The following is a 16,686-nucleotide window of genomic DNA, read 5'->3' as shown; positions in this document are numbered from 1 at the left end:
CAAGCTCGCTCCTACAGGTAAAAAATCGCAGGCAACAAAAAACCGTGCCCGGATCGCTCCGGAGCACGGTTTTTTTGCTGCGTCTTACTTGTTAACAGCGTCGGTCAGGCCTTTGGCCACAACCAGCTTGATAACTTTCTTGGCAGCGATTTCGATGGCAGCGCCAGTCGAAGGGTTACGGCCAGTACGGGCAGGACGCTCGGTCACTTTCAGTTTGCCAACGCCTGGCAGAGTGATTTCGCCGCCGTTTTCCAGCTGGTCAGCAACAACTTGGCTCAGTTGGTCCAGCAGTGCGCGCACGGTGGTTTTCGGTGCGTCTACTGCTTCAGCCAGGTCAGCGATCAGTTGGTCTTTAGTAATAGCCATTGTGGTGTTCCTTCCCTATCAAATTCATATGGATTGCAGAGTGCAGTGTCAGCCGTCGAGCCCGACCGTCATGGCCTGGCACCCCCGGCTATAACCACGGAGATCGGGGTTATAGATGCTTGAAACGGGGATTGGTTCGACCTGACAGATGCTGAATGCACGCTTATCGCCGAGACTTGGCGTAAGACGGGGCAAAACTAGCACAGAGACGGGGAAATATCCGCTTCTACCTACCCATTTGGTCAGCTTTATCGCTCTAAACCGTGAAAAAAAGGCATATGCCTCGTCGGAGAGCATCCAAAATGCCCTTCGACGCGTGTCTTGACCAATGGGTGCGGTACACTGGGCGACTTTTCGGGGAGGCCGACCGCTCCCCTTCAACCAGCCGAGAAGCCCATGCCGATCCGTCATTGCATCGTCCACCTGATCGACAAAAAACCCGACGGCACACCCGCAGTTCTCCACGCCCGCGACTCCGAGCTCGCCGAGTCGGCCGCCATCGAGAACATGCTTGCCGACCTCAACGAGAGCTACAACGCCAAACAAGGCAAGGCCTGGGGTTTCTTCCATGCCGAATCCGGCGCGCACCCGTTCAGCGGCTGGTTGAAGGAATATTTCGAGGGTGGCCAGGATTTCACCACGTTCAGCCGCACCGCCGTCGAACACCTGCAAAAACTGATGGAAGAGTCCAACCTCTCCACCGGCGGCCACGTGCTGTTTGCCCACTACCAGCAAGGCATGACCGACTACCTCGCCATCGCCCTGCTGCACCACAGTGAAGGCGTGGCGGTGACCGACGAGTTGGACGTGACCCCATCGCGCCACCTGGACCTGGGCCAACTGCACCTGGCGGCGCGTATCAACGTGTCCGAGTGGCAGAACAACAAACAGTCCAAGCAGTACATCTCGTTTATCAAAGGCAAGAACGGCAAGAAGGTCTCGGAATACTTCCGCGACTTCATCGGCTGCCAGGAAGGCGTCGACGGCCCGGGCGAGACGCGCACCCTGCTCAAGGCCTTCAGCGACTTCGTCGAAAGCGAAGACCTGCCGGACGAATCCGCCCGCGAAAAAACCAAGACCCTGGTCGATTACGCCAGCAGCCAGGCCAAGCTCGGCGAGCCCATGGGCCTTGAAGAGCTGTCGGGCCTGATCGATGAGGATCGGCCCAAGGCGTTCTACGACCATATCCGCAACAAGGACTACGGCCTGTCGCCGGAAATCCCGGCGGATAAACGCACCCTCAACCAGTTCCGCCGCTTCACCGGACGCGCCGAGGGCCTGTCCATCAGTTTTGAAGCGCACCTTCTGGGCGACAAGATCGAGTACGACGAAGCCGCCGGTACCCTGATCATCAAGGGCCTGCCGACCCAACTGACCGACCAGCTCAAGCGCCGCAACTGATGCTCGGCGGGGTCCTCAAGAAAGTCCTGCTGGTGTTGCTGGTGGTGGTGGTTATCCAGAACTGGGGCAAGATCGAGCGCCTGTTCAACCCTTCCCAGGTGGTGCCGGAGCAGACGCGAGCGTCGGCGCGGGTGGTGCTGTATGCCACCGAGTGGTGCGGCTACTGCAAGCAGATCCGCCGCTTCCTCGACCAGAAGGGCATTCCGTACCAGGCCGTCGATATCGAGAAGGACGCCAAGGCGCGCAAGGCATATGAAGCGCTGGGCGGTGGCGGGATTCCGTTTGTGGACGTGAACGGCACGCTGATTCGCGACTACAACCCTGACGCGATCATGGCCGCGCTGAAGTAATCAGCGCACCACGATTACCCGCCCCAACAGACTGTGCTGCTCGAACCCCAGCACCGCTTGCAAGGCGTTGAGTACCGCCTGCGGGTCCTTGCTCGGGAAGCTGCCGCTGACACGCCTGGCACCCATCGCTTCGTTGAGCAGCAGGATGCGGCCAGGGTAGTAACGCCCCAAGTCCTTGACCACCTCCGCCAGCGGTGCCTTGTAGTAGTTGAGCCAGCCATCCCGCCAGGCCAGGCGGGATTCGCTGTCGACCGCGTGCAAGGGATCGGCGCTGCCATCGGCGTAGGCCACTTGCTGGCCCGCCGTCAGAATTTGCTGCTGGCCCTGTTTCGACGCGGTCACGCCGACCCGCCCCGACAACACCGTCACCTCGGCCCCTGCCGGTTGCAGGCGCACTTCGAACTGCGTCCCCAGCACCCGCGCTTCACCGCCGCCCGCCTCGACCACAAAGGACTCGCCGGTGTGGGTGACGCTGAAAAAACCTGCACCGCGACGTAATTGGATATGCCGCTCACCATGGCTGAAGTCCACGGCAATGGCGCTGTCCGCATCCAGCGTGACCCGGGATTGATCGGCCAAGGTGACGGTCTTCACTTCTCCCGGTGCGCTCACGTAATCGGCGCCGAAGTCATCAATCCACCGCGAAGGCTGCCAACCGGCGCCCATGGACACCATCAACATCAGGCACGCCGCCATGGCCAAGGCGCCGGACCAGCGCACCACCCGCGAGCGCCTAGGGGTGTTCATCGCATTGAGGTAGCCCTGCAACGCCAGCGCGTCTTCATCCGCCAGTTGGCGTGCCGGCACTTCGCTCAACTCCCAGAGCACCTGGGCCTGGGCATAGGCTTCGACGTGCGCAGGATCTGCCCTTAGCCAGCGACTGAACGTGGCCTGGTCGCCACTGCTGGGCTGGTCGTGCAACAGGCTCAGCCAGGCCAGTGCGGCTTGTTCCTGGTCTGGCGTGGGGGTCGGATTCACGGTGCTTTCCCTGGCGTGCGCGATGGCGATGGTTCGCGAAGGCTGGCTTTGCAGGCTTCGAGGGCACGCATCATATGTTTTTCCACGGCGCTTTGGGACAGGCCCATGGCCTTGGCGATTTGCGCGTACTTGCGCCCATGAATGCGGTTGAGCAGGAAGATCTGCCGGGTGCGCTCCGGCAGGCTGCGCAGAGCGGCTTCGACATGCCGCAGGTCGTTGCCCGCCTCGAGCGCCGCCTGGGGTTCGGAGCCCTGGTTATCCTGCTGCTCCGGCAGCCAGCCTTCACTGCTGCGCACCCGCGCGCCTTCGCTGCGCAGGTGGTCGATGGCGATATTGCCGGCGCAGCGCAACAGGTAGGTGCTGAGTTCTTCGACCTGCACCAATGGCCGACGCCAAAACCGCAGGAACAGGTCCTGCACCAGGTCGGCCGCCGTGGCGCGGCACCCGACACGTCGGCTCACCAACGCTTCCATCTGCGAACGCTGGGACAGGAACACCTGCAGGAAATGCGCACGCCCACCCGCCGCGTCAGCCTGGGGGCTGTCCTGGGAGTCGGGTGGGGTGCTGATCATCATGGCCGCGGCTCAGAACGTTGCGAAGGCGGCAACAGGGCTGGCCAGCAGGCCGACGCCTGCCAGGAGCAAGGCCAGCCTTGGCCGATACGGCAACAACAGCACCAGCAACAGGGCGCTGAGCATCAACACCGCGCACCATTCCACCAGGCCCAGGCCCCAACCGGCGACAGCCACGGCGGGCCAGATCGAGACGGTCAGCAGCAGCCAACCGATGACGCGCAAAGCAATACGCCGCCGAGGCGCTGGTTTGCTGTGCAGCAGTTCGCCGTGGTGACGGTCGGTGGACAGGCACAAGGCGGTGAAGCCCGCGTAACACATCAGCAGCGTGAGGAGCATTCAGTTCGCCTCCGGCTTGAGCTGCGGCGGCCGCGCCCGTTCGGTCTTGGCCTGCGGGGCCTTGCGGTGCTGCATCTTCCAGGCTGCCCAGGCGAGGAACACGCCGCTGGCCAGGCAGGTCAGGTCGAAGCCGGCCATGGCCCAGTCGCCCGTCGCCAGTGAAGCGCCCAAGTGCTGCGACGTGGTCAGGGCATTGAGCAACGGGATGGCGGCAAACAGCAGTGCTGCGAAGCTCAATTGCTCAACCCAACCCTGGCGGCCCCGGCGCAGGATCGCGTGCAACAGGCTCAGGCCCCAGGCGATAAAGAAGGCCTGCACTTCCCAATCGGAGCGCCCGGCGACGCCCACCGGCAATAAACGGTTGGCCCAGAAGAAGGCTGCAATGGCGATCAACAGCCCGGACATGCTGGCGATGTTCAGCACGTCTACCAGCCGCAATTCAAACGGCATCACGCCGCTTTTTGCATGTTTGAGTTGCCGCTTGCCGAGCCAGATCACCAGCCCCGTGCCGATCATCGCCGTGCCCGCCAGGCCGCAGATAAAGTACAACCAGCGCAGCACCGGACCGGCGAAATGGCCCATGTGCAGGCCATAGAAGCTGCCGCCGATCGCCGCCGGCAGCGATTGTTCAGCACTGACCCGCAACAACTCACCAGTGTTGCCGTTGAACGACACGGTACTGCCGAAGTCATGCACCACGCGGTCGGAGCTGGCACGGGACAGGTTCACCGAAGCGTTTACATCACTCGGGTTGTTCACCGCCAACCGCCCGACATGCCCACCCGCCCACTGCGCCCTCGCCTGCTCGTACATCGGCAGCAATGACAGCAGTCGGCCAGGCTGACCCAACGCCGGCGCATTATTGGTGGCGGGGAACACGTCATTGAAGAAGGCCCGGGTGTCGTTGCCATAGGAAGCCACGATCGGCGCTGGCATCACCATGCTCATGAAAATAACCAGGCTGCTGTAGGTGATCATCAGGTGGAACGGCAGCACCAGCACACCCACCGCGTTATGCCCGTCGAGCCAGGAACGCTGGCCTTTGCGGGGGCGGAAGGTAAAGAAGTCCTTGAAGATTTTCTTGTGGGTGATGATGCCCGTGATCAACGCCACGAACATCACCATCGCTGCAATGGTCGACAGCCAGCGGCCCCACGGGTAAGGCATTTGCAGCTGGAAGTGGAAGCGGTAGAAGAAATCCCCGCCCATGCTTTCCCGGGCCTCTACGGCTTGCCCGCTCACGGGGTCGAGGGTTTTCTGAATGAAATTGCCGCGTTTGCCGGGGTCGACCTTGTCTTGCCACATCACAGACAGGCCAGGGTCGCGGCTATTCGGCAAGGTGATGAACCAGCGTGCGGCCGTGGGTGCGACCTTCTGCAGGTAGTCCTGGGCGACACTCAGGCTGCGCGCGTCATCCAGGGGATGGGCCTGTACTTCGGGTTGCATCCAGTGAGTGATCTCATCCTTGAAATAGGCCAGGGTGCCCGTCAGGAAAATCGCAAACAGCAGCCAGCCAAAGATCAGCCCGGCCCAGGTGTGCAACCAGGCCATGGCCTGGCGAAAGCCCTCTTTCATGTGCGTGCCATCCACAAGCCCACGCCCGCCAGGGTGGCAAACGCCGCACTCGGCAGCATCACGCCGCACCACGCGCGCCATGCCGTACGGCAGGCGAAGCACCACAGCACTGCCAACAGGTAGAACACGAACGAACTCATCATCCCGGTGATCACCGCATCGGCGCGGGAGACAGGCATCCACAGCGCCAGGCAGATACTGGCCAGGGACGCCATCAGGTAACCGCCGACCACAGCGGCGAGCACCCGCGATGTGACAGCGAGGCGATAGGAGGCGGGCAGTGAGGTTTTGCTTTTCATGCGGGAAGCGCCAGGGTCATCAGCGCGCAATATTAATGATAAATATTCTCATAAGCAAAACAGAACGGATGAAACACCTGCCTTCACGCATTGCCGAACGGTTGGCGGCGCCCTACAATGCGAACAATTCTTGTTCTCTAAAGCATGCCCATGCTTGTGGAGTGTTTGCGTTGCAACCGTCCAACCCTGTCGAAGTGCTCTACAACGACCATCACCACTGGCTCACCGGCTGGTTGCGACGTAAGCTCGGCTGCCCGGAAAGTGCGGCAGACCTGGCGCAGGACACCTTCATCCGGGTCCTGACCGCACGGGAGGCGCCGACGCTGGTCGAGCCCCGCGCGTTCCTCACCACGGTCGCCAAGCGTGTGTTGTTCAACTTCTACCGCCGCCAGGACCTGGAACGCGCCTACCTCGACGCCTTGGCGCAGATGCCTGAGCAGGTAGCGCCATCAGAAGAAGAGCGCGCGATCATCCTGCAAACCCTGCTGGAGCTGGACCAGTTGCTCGACGGCTTGCCCACCCAGGTCAAACGCACGTTCCTGCTGGCCCAGCTCGACGGCCTGACGTATGCGCAGATCGGTGCCGAACTGGGCATCTCCATCGCCACCGTCAAGCGCCACCTGAATAAAGCCGCCCTGCGCTGCTATTTCGCCCTATGAATGTCTCGACCCAGGTTGCCGAACAGGCCGTGCACTGGCTGATGGAAATGCAGCAAGGCGCGCTCAACCCACGCCAGCAGGCGGCCTGGCAACAATGGCTGAATGCCCATAGCGAACATCAGCGCGCCTGGGACCATATCCAGCGCGTCAACCAGCGCCTGCGCGGCATGCCCTCGCCCCTGGCCCATGCGGCCTTGAGCGCACCGACCGCCACCAGCCGGCGCCAGGCGCTGAAGTTGTTGCTGATCCTCGGCGCCGGTTCGGCCGCCGCCTGGAGCCTGCGCCAGCAGCATATCCTGCCGCCGTTGAGCGCCGACTACCGCAGCCCCGTCGGCCAACGGCGCAAGGTGCAACTGGCCGACGGCAGCCAGTTGCAACTCAATACCGGCAGCGCCGTGGATGTGCACTTCGACGGCCGGCAACGGCTGATCCGCCTGCTCGAAGGCGAGATCCTGCTCACCGCCAATGCCGGCAGCATGCCGCTGCAGGTGTTGACCGGCCAGGGCCTGCTCAGCAGCCAGGCGGCGCGCCTGAATGTGCGCCAGTTCAACGACCATACCCAACTGGCGGTCTTGGACGGCCGCGTCGAGGTGATGCCCAACACCTACAGCGGCCTGCCCCTGACGGTCGACGCGGCACGCCAGGTCAATTTCACCCGTAAAGGCTGGGACACCCCGCGACCTACCGACGCCAACAGCGGCGCCTGGGCCGACGGCATGCTGGTGGCCGCGCATATGCGCCTGGAGGACTTTCTCGCCGAACTGGGTCGCTACCGCCGTGGCCAGCTCCATTGCGATGCGCAGGTCGCCAACCTGCTGCTGTCCGGCAGCTACCCGCTGGACGACAGCGAACGCATCCTCGACCTGCTGGAGATCAGCCTGCCGGTCAAGGTGCGGCGTTTTACCCGTTATTGGGTGAGCGTCCAGGCCCGTGCGTAAATTATTTTCAGCCACCGTGAGCCGTTTTCCGCACCTCGCGTGACAGAGAAGGAAAGCCACCTTGATCCTTCCTTCTCAGGACCGCCCTTCATGCCCCAGCACCCCACCCTTCTCGCCCGCACCTTGCGCCAACTGCTGCTGGGCGCCAGCCTCAGCCTGACCGTACTGCCTTGCGTAATGGCGGCCGATGCCAAGCCGTATCACATCGCGCCCAGCTCGCTGGAAGCAGCCCTGAACCAGTTTGGCCGTGAAGCCGGCGTGTTGATTTCCTTCGGTTCCGAAGTCACGGCGGGCATGCAAAGCCGTGGTTTGTCCGGCAGCTACAGCGCCGCCGAAGGCCTGCAGAAGCTGCTGGAAGGTACCGGCCTGCAAGCCCGTGCCGAAGGCGACAACGCCTACAGCCTGCAACCGGCAACGGCGCCGGCGCCGGCGCCGGCGGCTGTCGAGTTGGCGACCTCCAGCGTGGTCGGCGACTGGCTCGGCGATGCGGCGCAAACCAATGTGTTCGAACACCCCGGCGCCCGTGACGTGATCCGCCGCGAAGCGTTCGAACGCCAGGGCGCCACCCAGGCCAAGGACGTGCTCAACCGCATCCCCGGCGTCAACGCCCCGGACAATAACGGCACCGGCAGCCACGATATGGCGCTGAACTTCGGCATTCGCGGTCTCAACCCGCGCCTGGCCTCGCGCTCAACGGTGCTGATGGACGGCATCCCGGTACCGTTCGCGCCGTACGGCCAGCCGCAGCTGTCCTTCGCGCCGATCAGCATGGGCAACATGGACGCCGTGGACGTGGTACGTGGCGGCGGCGCGGTGCGCTACGGCCCGCAGAACGTCGGCGGCGTGGTCAACTTCGTGACCCGCGCGATCCCGGATGCACCCACCGTCAAAGGTGGCTTGCAGACCGAGACCAGCCCATCTTCCAGCCATGACGGCTTCAAGACCACCGGCAACCTGCTGGCCGGCGGCACTGCCGAGAATGGCCTGGGCGGCGCGATTTTGTATTCCGGCACCCGTGGCGGCGACTGGCGCGAAAACAGCAACACGCGCATCGACGACCTGATCCTCAAAGGCAAATACCAGCTCGACGACGCCAACAGCTTCAACGCCATGGCGCAGTACTACGAAGGCCAGGCCGATATGCCTGGGGGGTTGAACGTCGCGGACTACAAGGCCGATCCGTATCAGTCCACCCGCCCCTACGACAAATTCTGGGGCCGCCGTACGATGTTCAACGTCGGCTATCGCTACGAGCAGGACCGCCGCGAATTCACCGTCAACAGCTTCTTCACCAAGACCCTGCGCAGCGGCTACCTGGACCAGGGCACGTTCCTGTCGCTGTCGCCGCGCGAGTATTGGGTGCGTGGCGTGGAAACCCGTTTCGCCCAGGGCTTTGACCTCGGCCCGACCAGCCATGAAGTGGGCGTCGGCTACCGCTACATCAACGAAGCCGGCCACGAGTTGCGCTACCGCACGCCGATTTCCGCCAACAACCAGCAAATCCCCAGCACCGACAGCCGCAACGACCGCGACACCCGCGGCGGCACCGAAGCCAATGCGTTCTTCGTCGATGACCGGATTGATATCGGCAAATGGACCATCACCCCGGGCATTCGCTACGAGATGATCGAATCCCAGCAAAGCAACAACCTGACCAACGTCAAATACAAAGGCGACTACAACACCGCGCTGCCGGCATTGAACGTGCTCTATCACCTGACCGACGACTGGAACCTGTACGCCAACACCGAAGGTTCATTCGGCAGCGTGCAGTACAGCCAGATGCCCAACCGTGTGACCAGCGGTGAAGTGAAACCGGAAAAAGCCCGCACCTGGGAACTGGGTACCCGCTATGACGACGGCACCTTGCGCGCAGAGATCGGTGCGTTCCTGATCAACTTCGACAACCAGTATGAAAGCAACCAGACCAACGACTCGGTGATCGCCCGCGGCGAAACGCGCCACCAGGGTATTGAAACCAGCATCAACTACGCCCTCGATGGCTTGAGCCCGGCGCTGGCCGGTTTCGATGTGTACGCTACCTACGCCTACGTCGACGCCACCATCCGCGAAGACGGCCCGAACAAAGGCAACCGCGTGCCCTTCTCGTCCAAGCACAAAGGCACCCTCGGCGTGGGTTACACCGAAGGGCGCTGGAAACTCAATGTGGACAGCAGCTATCAGAGCAGCCAGTTCGCCGACAACGCCAACACCCAGGCAGAAAGTGCTGACGGCGCCAACGGTCGAATTCCCGGCTACATGCTGTTCAGCAGCCGCGCAGCCTATGACTTCGGCCCGCAACTGTCGGATCTGAATGTGGCGGTCGGCGTGAAGAACATCTTCAACACGCAGTACTTCACCCGCTCGTTCGACGACAACAACAAGGGCAAATACGTGGGTGAGCCGCGTACGCTGTACGTGCAGACCTCCATCGCGTTCTAACTGCCCGCCAGGCAACTGGGGGTGGCGGCGACCAGAGCGTCGATTGCACAACGGGTCTTGGCCGGCATATGCGCGGCTGTCGGCCAGATCACATGGATCGGCGCGGGTTGCTCGCGATAGCCGGGCAACACTGCGACCAACTGCCCCCGCAGCACATAGTGCGCAATCAACCAACTCGGCAACCAGGCCAGGCCGACGCCCGCGATGGCGGCATCGGCCACCGCCTGGAGGTCGTCCATCATCAACGGCGAGGCCACGGGATTGCGCTGCGAGGTCGTGCTGCGATAGGCAATGCCGCGATGGCCGGCAAGGTCTTCGATGCATTCAATCGGCCCGACGCGCTGCAAGTACGCCGGTGACGCCGCCAGCCCAACGGCCTGTTCGCCCAGGCGACGTGCACTGAGGCGGTCGGTGTCGGGCAGCGGGCCGATCCGCACGGCGACGTCGAAGCCTTCCTGTGCCAGGTCCACCAGCCGATCGGCGAAGCTGATCTCGATCTCCAGTTCCGGATAGCGCGCCATCAACCCCCACAACGCCGGGGCCGCGTAGTGATGCCCGAAGGCCAGTGGCAAGCTGGCCCGCAAACGGCCGCGGGGCTGTTGCCGGCCGCTTTCCAGCACCGATTCGGCCGCCTCGAGTTCCGCCAACGCGCGCAGGCAATGCTCGTAGTACGCCTGGCCGTCCTCGGTCAGCCGCTGGCGGCGGGTGGAGCGCTGCAACAGGCACGTGCCCAGGCGTGCTTCCAATCGTGCCAGGCCCTTGCCGACCGCCGAACGAGTGAGGTTCAGCCGTTCGGCGGCCTCGGTCAGGTTGCCGCTTTCGACGATGTGCAGAAACAGCTCAACGCCATCAAAACGCGGTGTCGTCATGGCTCAATTGTCGCCCTGAATTCCCTTATTAGCGGAAAACTTATCACGAATAACGAAACAGATTCCCCTGAAAATAACGCGACACTTCATTCACAGGAGAATCCCATGCCACCCGCCGCCACGCTAACCACCGCCAGCCCCCCGCGTACCGCCAGGAATGGGCTGGCCCTCACGGCCGTGTGCCTCGTCGCCCTGATGTTCGGCCTGGAGATTTCCAGCGTGCCGGTGATCCTGCCGACGCTCGAGCGAGAGTTGGGCACGGGCTTCCAGGACGCCCAGTGGATCATGAACGCCTACACCCTGGCCTGCACCAGCGTACTGATGGCAGCGGGCACATTGGCCGACCGCTTTGGCCGTCGCCGCATGCTGGTGCTGTGTCTCTGGGTGTTTGGCCTGGCTTCACTGGCCTGCGGGCTGGCCGAGGATCCCTCGCTGCTGATCACGGCGCGGTTTGTCCAGGGCATCGGTGCCGGGGCGATGATGATTTGCCAATTCGCCATCCTCTCGCACCTGTTCCGCGAACCGGCAGCACGGGCACGGGCGTTTGCGATATGGGGCGTGATTGCCGGCGTGGGCCTGGGCTTCGGGCCGATGATCGGCGCATTGATCCTGGCGGTGGCGGATTGGCGTTGGGTGTTCCTCGTACATGTGCCGCTCACCCTGCTCACCCTGCTGCTGCTGCGCATCAGCGTGCAGGAATCCCGCGACCCGGCCGCCCATCGCCTGGACATCGCCGGCATGCTCACCCTGACCCTGTCGGTGTTTGCCCTGGTGTACTTCATCACCCAAGGCAGCGAACACGGTTTCGGCACACCGGCCATGCTCGGTTGGGCGGCGTTGTCGGTGCTCGGCCTGCTGCTGTTCATCACGGTCGAGCTTCGCAGTGCGCACCCGATGTTCGACTTCTCTGTGTTCCGCATCCCGCGTTTCAACGGCGCATTGATGGGCTCGATCGGCATGAACTTCAGCTTCTGGCCGTTCATGATCTACCTGCCGTTGTACTTTCAGGCAGGCCTGGGTTACGACACCTTGACCACCGGCGCCGCGCTGCTCGCCTATACCCTGCCGACCTTGCTGGTACCGCCGCTGGCCGAGCGCCTGGCCCTGCGCTATGGCGCCGAACGCATCATCCCCCTCGGCCTGGGCCTGATGGGCGCAGGCTTTCTGGCCATGGCCGCCGTCAACGGCGCCGAGCACCCACGTATCGGGCTGGTGCTGCTCAGTTGCGTGATCGCCGGCGCAGGCCTGGCGCTGACCAACTCGCCCACCACCAATACCACCACCGGCTCGGTATCGGCCGACCGCGCGGGCATGGCCTCCGGCATCGACCTCAGTGCGCGGCTGATCACCCTGGCGCTCAACATTGCCCTGATGGGCCTGGTGCTGTTGCTGGGGATCAGCCATCAGTTGGCCGAGATGCTGCCCGCCACCACGGCAATGGAGTGGCCGGCCATCAGCCAGAACATTGCCGCAGGAAAGTTGGAGTCGATGGGGCTGGCAGCCAACGATGCCCAGGCGGCACTGCGCCACGGCGCCGGTTGGGCGATGCTGTTTGCCGGGTTGGGGGCTGGGGGGCTGGCGCTGTTGAGCCGGTATTTTTTCCGACGCGGCGCCTGAACGAAAACGGGCCTGCAGATGCAGGCCCGTTTGCAGGGGGTGAAAAGAACGTCAGCCGTTGATGACCGCGTTTTCGTTTTCCAGGAATTCCTGTTCCAGCGCGTCTTCGTTCACTTTGTTGATGGGCTGGTTTTTCGCGGCAGCGCGGGGCTTGCCTTGCAGTCGACCAAACAGATGTTCCAATGCGTGATCCAGCTTGGTGGCCGCGCTGTCAATCGCTTGTTCCAGGGTATCGCCCTTGGCGGACACCGACAGCGGTTGATGGCCTTTTGGCCGCGCTTCCAGTCGGCAACTTAAATCGTGGGGACCGGGCTTGTCGCCGTTCTCATCCCGCAGGTAGACCTCCACTCGGGTCAGGTCTTCTTCATAACGTTCGAGCGTGCTCTCAATGGTAGTACGTACCCACTCCTCCAGTCGGATGCTGCTTTCAATATGGTTATCGCTATTGACTTGGATTTGCATAGTTCTTCCCTTATTTCAGCTAGCTCGCGAGAGGTCACAAACTGCAACACCGGGGTGGTGAAACCATGACCTCTTGATTACACAATTGAGCAGTCAGAGAAACATTTCAACCCCTTTGCAAAGATAAATCCCCCATTACAAATTAACCCTGACGACGAGCAGAAACACTGTTAGGGTGGGGAGTTAGTTACATCTTCTTACACCCCGCAATCCTCACAATTGCCCCTTCCCCAGCGGGTGCAAGGCGCGAAAAATACCTGCTTCCTCCACCAGCCAGTCATGCACCGCGCGCACGCCGGGATGGTTCAGGGCACCCGGTGCATACAGCAGCACATAACGTTTGTGGTTGGGCACCGCGAGGCCGAACGGCACGATCAAGGTGCCGCGTTCCAGCTCATCATTGAGCAAGGTGCGTCGTGCAATCGCCACGCCCATGCCGGCGATGGCGGCCTCGATGGTCAGGTGGTTGCGGTTGAAGGTGTGGCCACGGCGTACATCGGCGACGTGATAGCCAATGGCATTCAGGTAGAACTCCCACTCCGCATACTCATAACTCCCACGCCAGGCGGTAATGTCATGCAGCAGCGGGAAATGCACGAGATCGGCCGGACCGTGCAAGGGCGGTCGCCCCCGCAACAGGCTGGGGGCGCAGACCGGGAAAATTTGCTCATCCAGCAGGGCTGTGGATAACAGGCCAGGGTAGCTGCCGTCGTTGAGGTCGATGGCCAGGTCAAAGTCGCCTTCGTGCAGGGCAATGCTGCTGTCCTCGGCGACCATGCGCAGTTGGATATCCGGGAAGCGCTGCTGCAAGCGCGGTAAGCGTGGGGTCAGCCACTTGCCGAGAAATGATGGAATCGAGCGCAGGCGAAGCGTGCCGCTGATCATCCCCGCATCCAGCCGCTGCAACTCGGCGTCGATGCTGCCGTAGGCCTCCCCCACCGTTGCCGCCAGGCGCTGGCCCTCGGCACTCAGCTCCACCCCCCGTGCCCGTCGATGAAACAGCCGAAACCCCAGGCGCTCCTCCAATTGGCGGATTTGCTGGCTCACCGCCCCCGGCGTGATGTGCAGTTCTTCGGCGCAGCGGGTGAACGACAGATGCCGTGCAGCGCAGGAAAACACGTGCAACCAGACATAAGTCTGGCCATGGAGAGGGCGAGCCATAGGGTTTAGTCCTGCTAAAGGGTGTCTTAGGATAATTCGTTGGTCAGTGCCGATCCAGAAGCTCAGTATCGCGCCAATTGCGCTCGTCCTACAAAACATGGCAGCGATTCCTACTCCATTGCTTGTAAGGCTTTAGCATGGCTATCAGTGTTTTCGATCTATTCAAGGTGGGCATCGGCCCTTCCAGCTCCCATACCGTCGGCCCCATGCGCGCGGCGGCGACATTCGCCCAAGCCCTGAGCGACCAGCACTTGCTGAGTGAAACGCGCCGGGTCGAAGTGCGCCTGTATGGCTCGCTGTCCGCCACCGGTGTAGGCCACGCCACCGACCGCGCCTGCGTCATGGGCCTGATGGGCGAATGGCCGGATCAGGTCGATCCCACTTCGATCAACACGCGAATCCAACAGTTGCGCGAGTCCGGACGGTTGTTGCTGGCCGGTCAACAGGAAATTGCCTTCAACTGGCACAGCGACCTCCTGCTGCTGGACGAAAGCCTGCCCTACCACCCCAACGCCATGTCCCTGCACGCCTACGGCGACAACGGCCTGCTCAGCGAGCAGACCTATTATTCGGTGGGTGGCGGTTTCATCATCGAAGCCGCTGAAGCGGCTTCGGGCATCGCGCTGGCCAACGATGTGCAATTGCCCTACGACTTCTCCAGCGCGGTCGAGCTGCTGGCCCTGTGCAACAAACACGGCCTGCGGGTTTCCGAATTGATGATGGCCAACGAACGCGCCTGGCGCAGCGATGAACAGATCCGCAGCGGCCTGCTGCATATCTGGTCGGTGATGCGCGAATGCGTGGAGCAAGGCTTGCGCGATGAAGGCATCCTGCCCGGTGGCCTGGACGTGCCACGGCGCGCGGCTAAATTGCACCGCAGCCTGTTGGAAATCGGCAAACCCAATGTAATCACCTCGACCTTGTCGGCCATGGAATGGGTCAACCTGTTCGCCCTCGCCGTCAACGAAGAAAATGCCGCGGGCGGGCGCATGGTCACGGCGCCGACCAATGGCGCAGCGGGGATCATCCCGGCGGTGCTGCACTACTACATGAAGTTCAATGCCGACGCGTCTGACGACGATGTGATCAATTTCTTCCTGGCCGCCGCAGCCGTCGGCATTCTGTGTAAGAAAAACGCCTCGATCTCCGGTGCCGAAGTCGGTTGCCAGGGCGAAGTCGGTTCAGCCTGCGCCATGGCCGCCGCCGGCTTGGCCGACATCCTCGGCGCCACCCCCGAGCAACTGGAAAACGCCGCCGAAATCGGCCTGGAACACAACCTCGGCCTGACCTGCGACCCGGTCGGCGGCCTGGTGCAGGTACCGTGCATCGAGCGCAATGCCATCGCCGCGGTCAAGGCCATCAACGCCACGCAAATGGCCCTGCGCGGTGACGGCAAGCATTTCATTTCCCTCGACCGGGTGATCCGCACCATGCGCGATACCGGCGCCGACATGCACGACAAATACAAAGAAACTTCACGGGGCGGCCTGGCGGTCAGCTGGGTGGAGTGCTGATTGCGCTGTCTGCGATCGTTTTTTCCGTGTTGCCCTGAAACGGATCACCGATCTCAATAACAACATAGAACCCATGTGGGAGGGGGCTTGCTCCCGATAGCGGTGCATCAGCCAAGTATTCATTGACTGATGCACCGCTATCGGGAGCAAGCCCCCTCCCACATAAGGAGCTCATTGTTTGACAGATCGCTGTACGGCACGCCCTTTGCTGTACAGCCCATGAGGTAAACGGAATTTGTACCACCTCAGCGACGGAGTGGCCGGTGGTCAGGCAACGCGAACTAATCACGACACCGGTCGTCAATGACTGCATGTTCTTATCAGGCGGTAACGCACCATGGACAATCCTTTTCAGATCATCACCGACACCTTCACCCCAAAATACCGCGTCAACCTGAGCATCCAACGGCTCGACGGCAGCATCATGCTCACCCTCTCGGACGAGACGGGCGTAGTGGCCAAACGCATGATCAGCGCCGAACAACGCAACGACCCGCAACGGCTCAAACGCCTGGTGCAAAGCATTCAATTCGGCATTGCCATCGAGCAGGGCCACAGCGCCATGGAGATCCTGGCGGTGATGACGGACGGCGACAGCCACAAATTGTTGCAGCGGCCGCCGACCCGCGCCCTGCCCTTCAGCGTCGGGCTTTAAAGCTCACCCTTCTCGGTCTCAAGGCTCGCCTCGCCCTTGCGACGCGGGCCTTCGACCTTCACCGACGGGAACGCCGACGACGCGTAGCGCACCACCAGAATCGCAAACGCCAACAGCAGAATCCCGCCGCACAGGTAGATGATGCCGAGGTCGGGCGGATTGTGGTGGGACACGTTGGAGATCAACAGACGCGTCAGCGCGGTGATCGCCACGTAGATCAGGAAGCGCACCGGCATGTGGTTGGTCTTGAAGTAAATCCCGACCATCGCGCCCAATTCCAGGTAGATGAACAACAGCAGGATGTCATCGATCTTGATGTGCCCGTTCTCCAGCATCCCCAGAAATTCCATCACCGCCGCCCAGGCGGTCACCGCACCGATGGCGAACAACGCCAGGTAATGGAACGACTCGACAAACAGGTTACCCAGGGACTCGGCCAGCCCATGGACTTGATGGCGCAGCTTTTCGGCCCAATTAAATTTCACGATG

18 protein-coding genes are annotated in these 16,686 nt (G+C 62.3%); 8 read left to right on the top strand and 10 right to left on the bottom strand.

Annotated elements, in window-relative coordinates:
• Positions 1-84 precede the first annotated feature (84 nt).
• Complete coding sequence (locus BB029_RS06700) at positions 85-366, bottom strand: HU family DNA-binding protein (RefSeq protein ID WP_003188840.1); 282 nt, start codon at positions 364-366, stop codon at positions 85-87.
• Between the two features lie 396 nt (positions 367-762).
• On the opposite strand from BB029_RS06700, the gene yejK reads away from it, so the two are divergent.
• Both yejK and BB029_RS06690 read left to right on the top strand, forming a co-directional pair.
• Positions 763-1,767 carry a nucleoid-associated protein YejK gene (gene yejK / locus BB029_RS06695; protein ID WP_012722392.1) on the top strand — a complete coding sequence of 335 codons (1,005 nt, stop codon included), beginning with the start codon at positions 763-765 and terminating at the stop codon, positions 1,765-1,767.
• Positions 1,767-2,117: a glutaredoxin family protein gene (locus BB029_RS06690; protein ID WP_065938631.1), complete on the top strand. Its 351-nt coding sequence runs from the start codon at positions 1,767-1,769 to the stop codon at positions 2,115-2,117. The genes yejK and BB029_RS06690 overlap by 1 nt, the downstream gene beginning before the upstream one ends.
• Here BB029_RS06690 and BB029_RS06685 read toward each other — a convergent pair whose 3' ends face one another.
• The 5 genes from BB029_RS06685 to BB029_RS06665 are packed head-to-tail and all read right to left on the bottom strand — an operon-like array spanning position 2,118 to position 5,880.
• Positions 2,118-3,095 (bottom strand): FecR family protein, encoded by a 978-nt coding sequence (locus BB029_RS06685; protein ID WP_065938630.1) that lies wholly within the window; start codon positions 3,093-3,095, stop codon positions 2,118-2,120.
• Positions 3,092-3,670: an RNA polymerase sigma factor gene (locus BB029_RS06680; protein ID WP_027604674.1), complete on the bottom strand. Its 579-nt coding sequence runs from the start codon at positions 3,668-3,670 to the stop codon at positions 3,092-3,094. Before BB029_RS06680 ends, BB029_RS06685 begins: the two co-directional genes overlap by 4 nt.
• A gap of 9 nt (positions 3,671-3,679) precedes the next feature.
• Entirely contained in the window at positions 3,680-4,006 is a 327-nt protein-coding gene (locus tag BB029_RS06675) for a DUF3325 domain-containing protein (RefSeq protein WP_065938629.1), read from the bottom strand.
• Positions 4,007-5,581 (bottom strand): PepSY domain-containing protein, encoded by a 1,575-nt coding sequence (locus BB029_RS06670; protein WP_065938628.1) that lies wholly within the window; start codon positions 5,579-5,581, stop codon positions 4,007-4,009.
• Positions 5,578-5,880, bottom strand: a complete 303-nt coding sequence (locus BB029_RS06665) for a DUF3649 domain-containing protein (protein WP_065938627.1) — start codon at positions 5,878-5,880, stop codon at positions 5,578-5,580. Before BB029_RS06665 ends, BB029_RS06670 begins: the two co-directional genes overlap by 4 nt.
• Before the next feature lie 170 nt (positions 5,881-6,050).
• On the opposite strand from BB029_RS06665, the gene BB029_RS06660 reads away from it, so the two are divergent.
• From BB029_RS06660 to fecA, 3 genes are all read left to right on the top strand, one after another.
• Positions 6,051-6,539, top strand: coding sequence for a sigma-70 family RNA polymerase sigma factor (locus BB029_RS06660; protein ID WP_065938626.1), 489 nt, complete (start codon positions 6,051-6,053; stop codon positions 6,537-6,539).
• Entirely contained in the window at positions 6,536-7,477 is a 942-nt protein-coding gene (locus BB029_RS06655) for a FecR domain-containing protein (RefSeq protein ID WP_065938625.1), read from the top strand. Before BB029_RS06660 ends, BB029_RS06655 begins: the two co-directional genes overlap by 4 nt.
• Positions 7,478-7,567: 90 nt before the next feature.
• A complete protein-coding gene (fecA, locus tag BB029_RS06650; RefSeq protein WP_065938624.1) occupies positions 7,568-9,919 on the top strand; it encodes a TonB-dependent Fe(3+) dicitrate receptor FecA in 2,352 nt (783 codons plus the stop codon).
• Here the strand turns inward: fecA and BB029_RS06645 are convergent.
• Positions 9,916-10,788, bottom strand: a complete 873-nt coding sequence (locus tag BB029_RS06645; RefSeq protein ID WP_065938623.1) for a LysR family transcriptional regulator — start codon at positions 10,786-10,788, stop codon at positions 9,916-9,918. The two genes, fecA and BB029_RS06645, sit on opposite strands and share 4 nt — an antisense overlap.
• 105 nt (positions 10,789-10,893) lie before the next feature.
• On the opposite strand from BB029_RS06645, the gene BB029_RS06640 reads away from it, so the two are divergent.
• Positions 10,894-12,405 (top strand): MFS transporter, encoded by a 1,512-nt coding sequence (locus BB029_RS06640; RefSeq protein WP_065938622.1) that lies wholly within the window; start codon positions 10,894-10,896, stop codon positions 12,403-12,405.
• A 51-nt stretch (positions 12,406-12,456) separates the two neighbouring features.
• Here BB029_RS06640 and BB029_RS06635 read toward each other — a convergent pair whose 3' ends face one another.
• Both BB029_RS06635 and BB029_RS06630 read right to left on the bottom strand, forming a co-directional pair.
• The gene (locus BB029_RS06635) at positions 12,457-12,867 is read right to left on the bottom strand and encodes an HPF/RaiA family ribosome-associated protein (protein ID WP_027604683.1); all 411 of its coding nucleotides are present in this window, start codon (positions 12,865-12,867) and stop codon (positions 12,457-12,459) included.
• A 213-nt stretch (positions 12,868-13,080) separates the two neighbouring features.
• Positions 13,081-14,028 carry a LysR substrate-binding domain-containing protein gene (locus BB029_RS06630; protein WP_065938621.1) on the bottom strand — a complete coding sequence of 316 codons (948 nt, stop codon included), beginning with the start codon at positions 14,026-14,028 and terminating at the stop codon, positions 13,081-13,083.
• A 137-nt stretch (positions 14,029-14,165) separates the two neighbouring features.
• Between BB029_RS06630 and BB029_RS06625 the strand changes: the two genes are divergently transcribed.
• Positions 14,166-15,542, top strand: a complete 1,377-nt coding sequence (locus BB029_RS06625; protein WP_065938620.1) for an L-serine ammonia-lyase — start codon at positions 14,166-14,168, stop codon at positions 15,540-15,542.
• Positions 15,543-15,879: 337 nt separating this feature from the next.
• The gene (locus BB029_RS06620) at positions 15,880-16,197 is read left to right on the top strand and encodes a DUF3509 domain-containing protein (protein WP_065938619.1); all 318 of its coding nucleotides are present in this window, start codon (positions 15,880-15,882) and stop codon (positions 16,195-16,197) included.
• Here BB029_RS06620 and BB029_RS06615 read toward each other — a convergent pair.
• Complete coding sequence (locus BB029_RS06615; RefSeq protein ID WP_027604688.1) at positions 16,194-16,682, bottom strand: phosphate-starvation-inducible protein PsiE; 489 nt, start codon at positions 16,680-16,682, stop codon at positions 16,194-16,196. The genes BB029_RS06620 and BB029_RS06615 overlap by 4 nt on opposite strands.
• Between the last annotated feature and the right edge of the window lie 4 nt (positions 16,683-16,686).

It is taken from the genome of Pseudomonas sp. S3E12 (assembly GCF_001702295.1).
GTDB lineage: Bacteria > Pseudomonadota > Gammaproteobacteria > Pseudomonadales > Pseudomonadaceae > Aquipseudomonas > Aquipseudomonas marginalis.
This window is presented reverse-complemented; position numbering and strand designations above follow the sequence as displayed.

Coding starts and splice junctions, on each gene's coding strand:
- BB029_RS06700 (WP_003188840.1), bottom strand. CDS start 366: ATGGCTATTACTAAAGACCAACTGATCGCTGACCTGGCTGAAGCAGTA.
- BB029_RS06645 (WP_065938623.1), bottom strand. CDS start 10,788: ATGACGACACCGCGTTTTGATGGCGTTGAGCTGTTTCTGCACATCGTC.
- BB029_RS06620 (WP_065938619.1), top strand. CDS start 15,880: ATGGACAATCCTTTTCAGATCATCACCGACACCTTCACCCCAAAATAC.
- BB029_RS06675 (WP_065938629.1), bottom strand. CDS start 4,006: ATGCTCCTCACGCTGCTGATGTGTTACGCGGGCTTCACCGCCTTGTGC.
- fecA (WP_065938624.1), top strand. CDS start 7,568: ATGCCCCAGCACCCCACCCTTCTCGCCCGCACCTTGCGCCAACTGCTG.
- yejK (WP_012722392.1), top strand. CDS start 763: ATGCCGATCCGTCATTGCATCGTCCACCTGATCGACAAAAAACCCGAC.
- BB029_RS06665 (WP_065938627.1), bottom strand. CDS start 5,880: ATGAAAAGCAAAACCTCACTGCCCGCCTCCTATCGCCTCGCTGTCACA.
- BB029_RS06625 (WP_065938620.1), top strand. CDS start 14,166: ATGGCTATCAGTGTTTTCGATCTATTCAAGGTGGGCATCGGCCCTTCC.
- BB029_RS06640 (WP_065938622.1), top strand. CDS start 10,894: ATGCCACCCGCCGCCACGCTAACCACCGCCAGCCCCCCGCGTACCGCC.
- BB029_RS06670 (WP_065938628.1), bottom strand. CDS start 5,581: ATGAAAGAGGGCTTTCGCCAGGCCATGGCCTGGTTGCACACCTGGGCC.
- BB029_RS06690 (WP_065938631.1), top strand. CDS start 1,767: ATGCTCGGCGGGGTCCTCAAGAAAGTCCTGCTGGTGTTGCTGGTGGTG.
- BB029_RS06635 (WP_027604683.1), bottom strand. CDS start 12,867: ATGCAAATCCAAGTCAATAGCGATAACCATATTGAAAGCAGCATCCGA.
- BB029_RS06630 (WP_065938621.1), bottom strand. CDS start 14,028: ATGGCTCGCCCTCTCCATGGCCAGACTTATGTCTGGTTGCACGTGTTT.
- BB029_RS06655 (WP_065938625.1), top strand. CDS start 6,536: ATGAATGTCTCGACCCAGGTTGCCGAACAGGCCGTGCACTGGCTGATG.
- BB029_RS06680 (WP_027604674.1), bottom strand. CDS start 3,670: ATGATGATCAGCACCCCACCCGACTCCCAGGACAGCCCCCAGGCTGAC.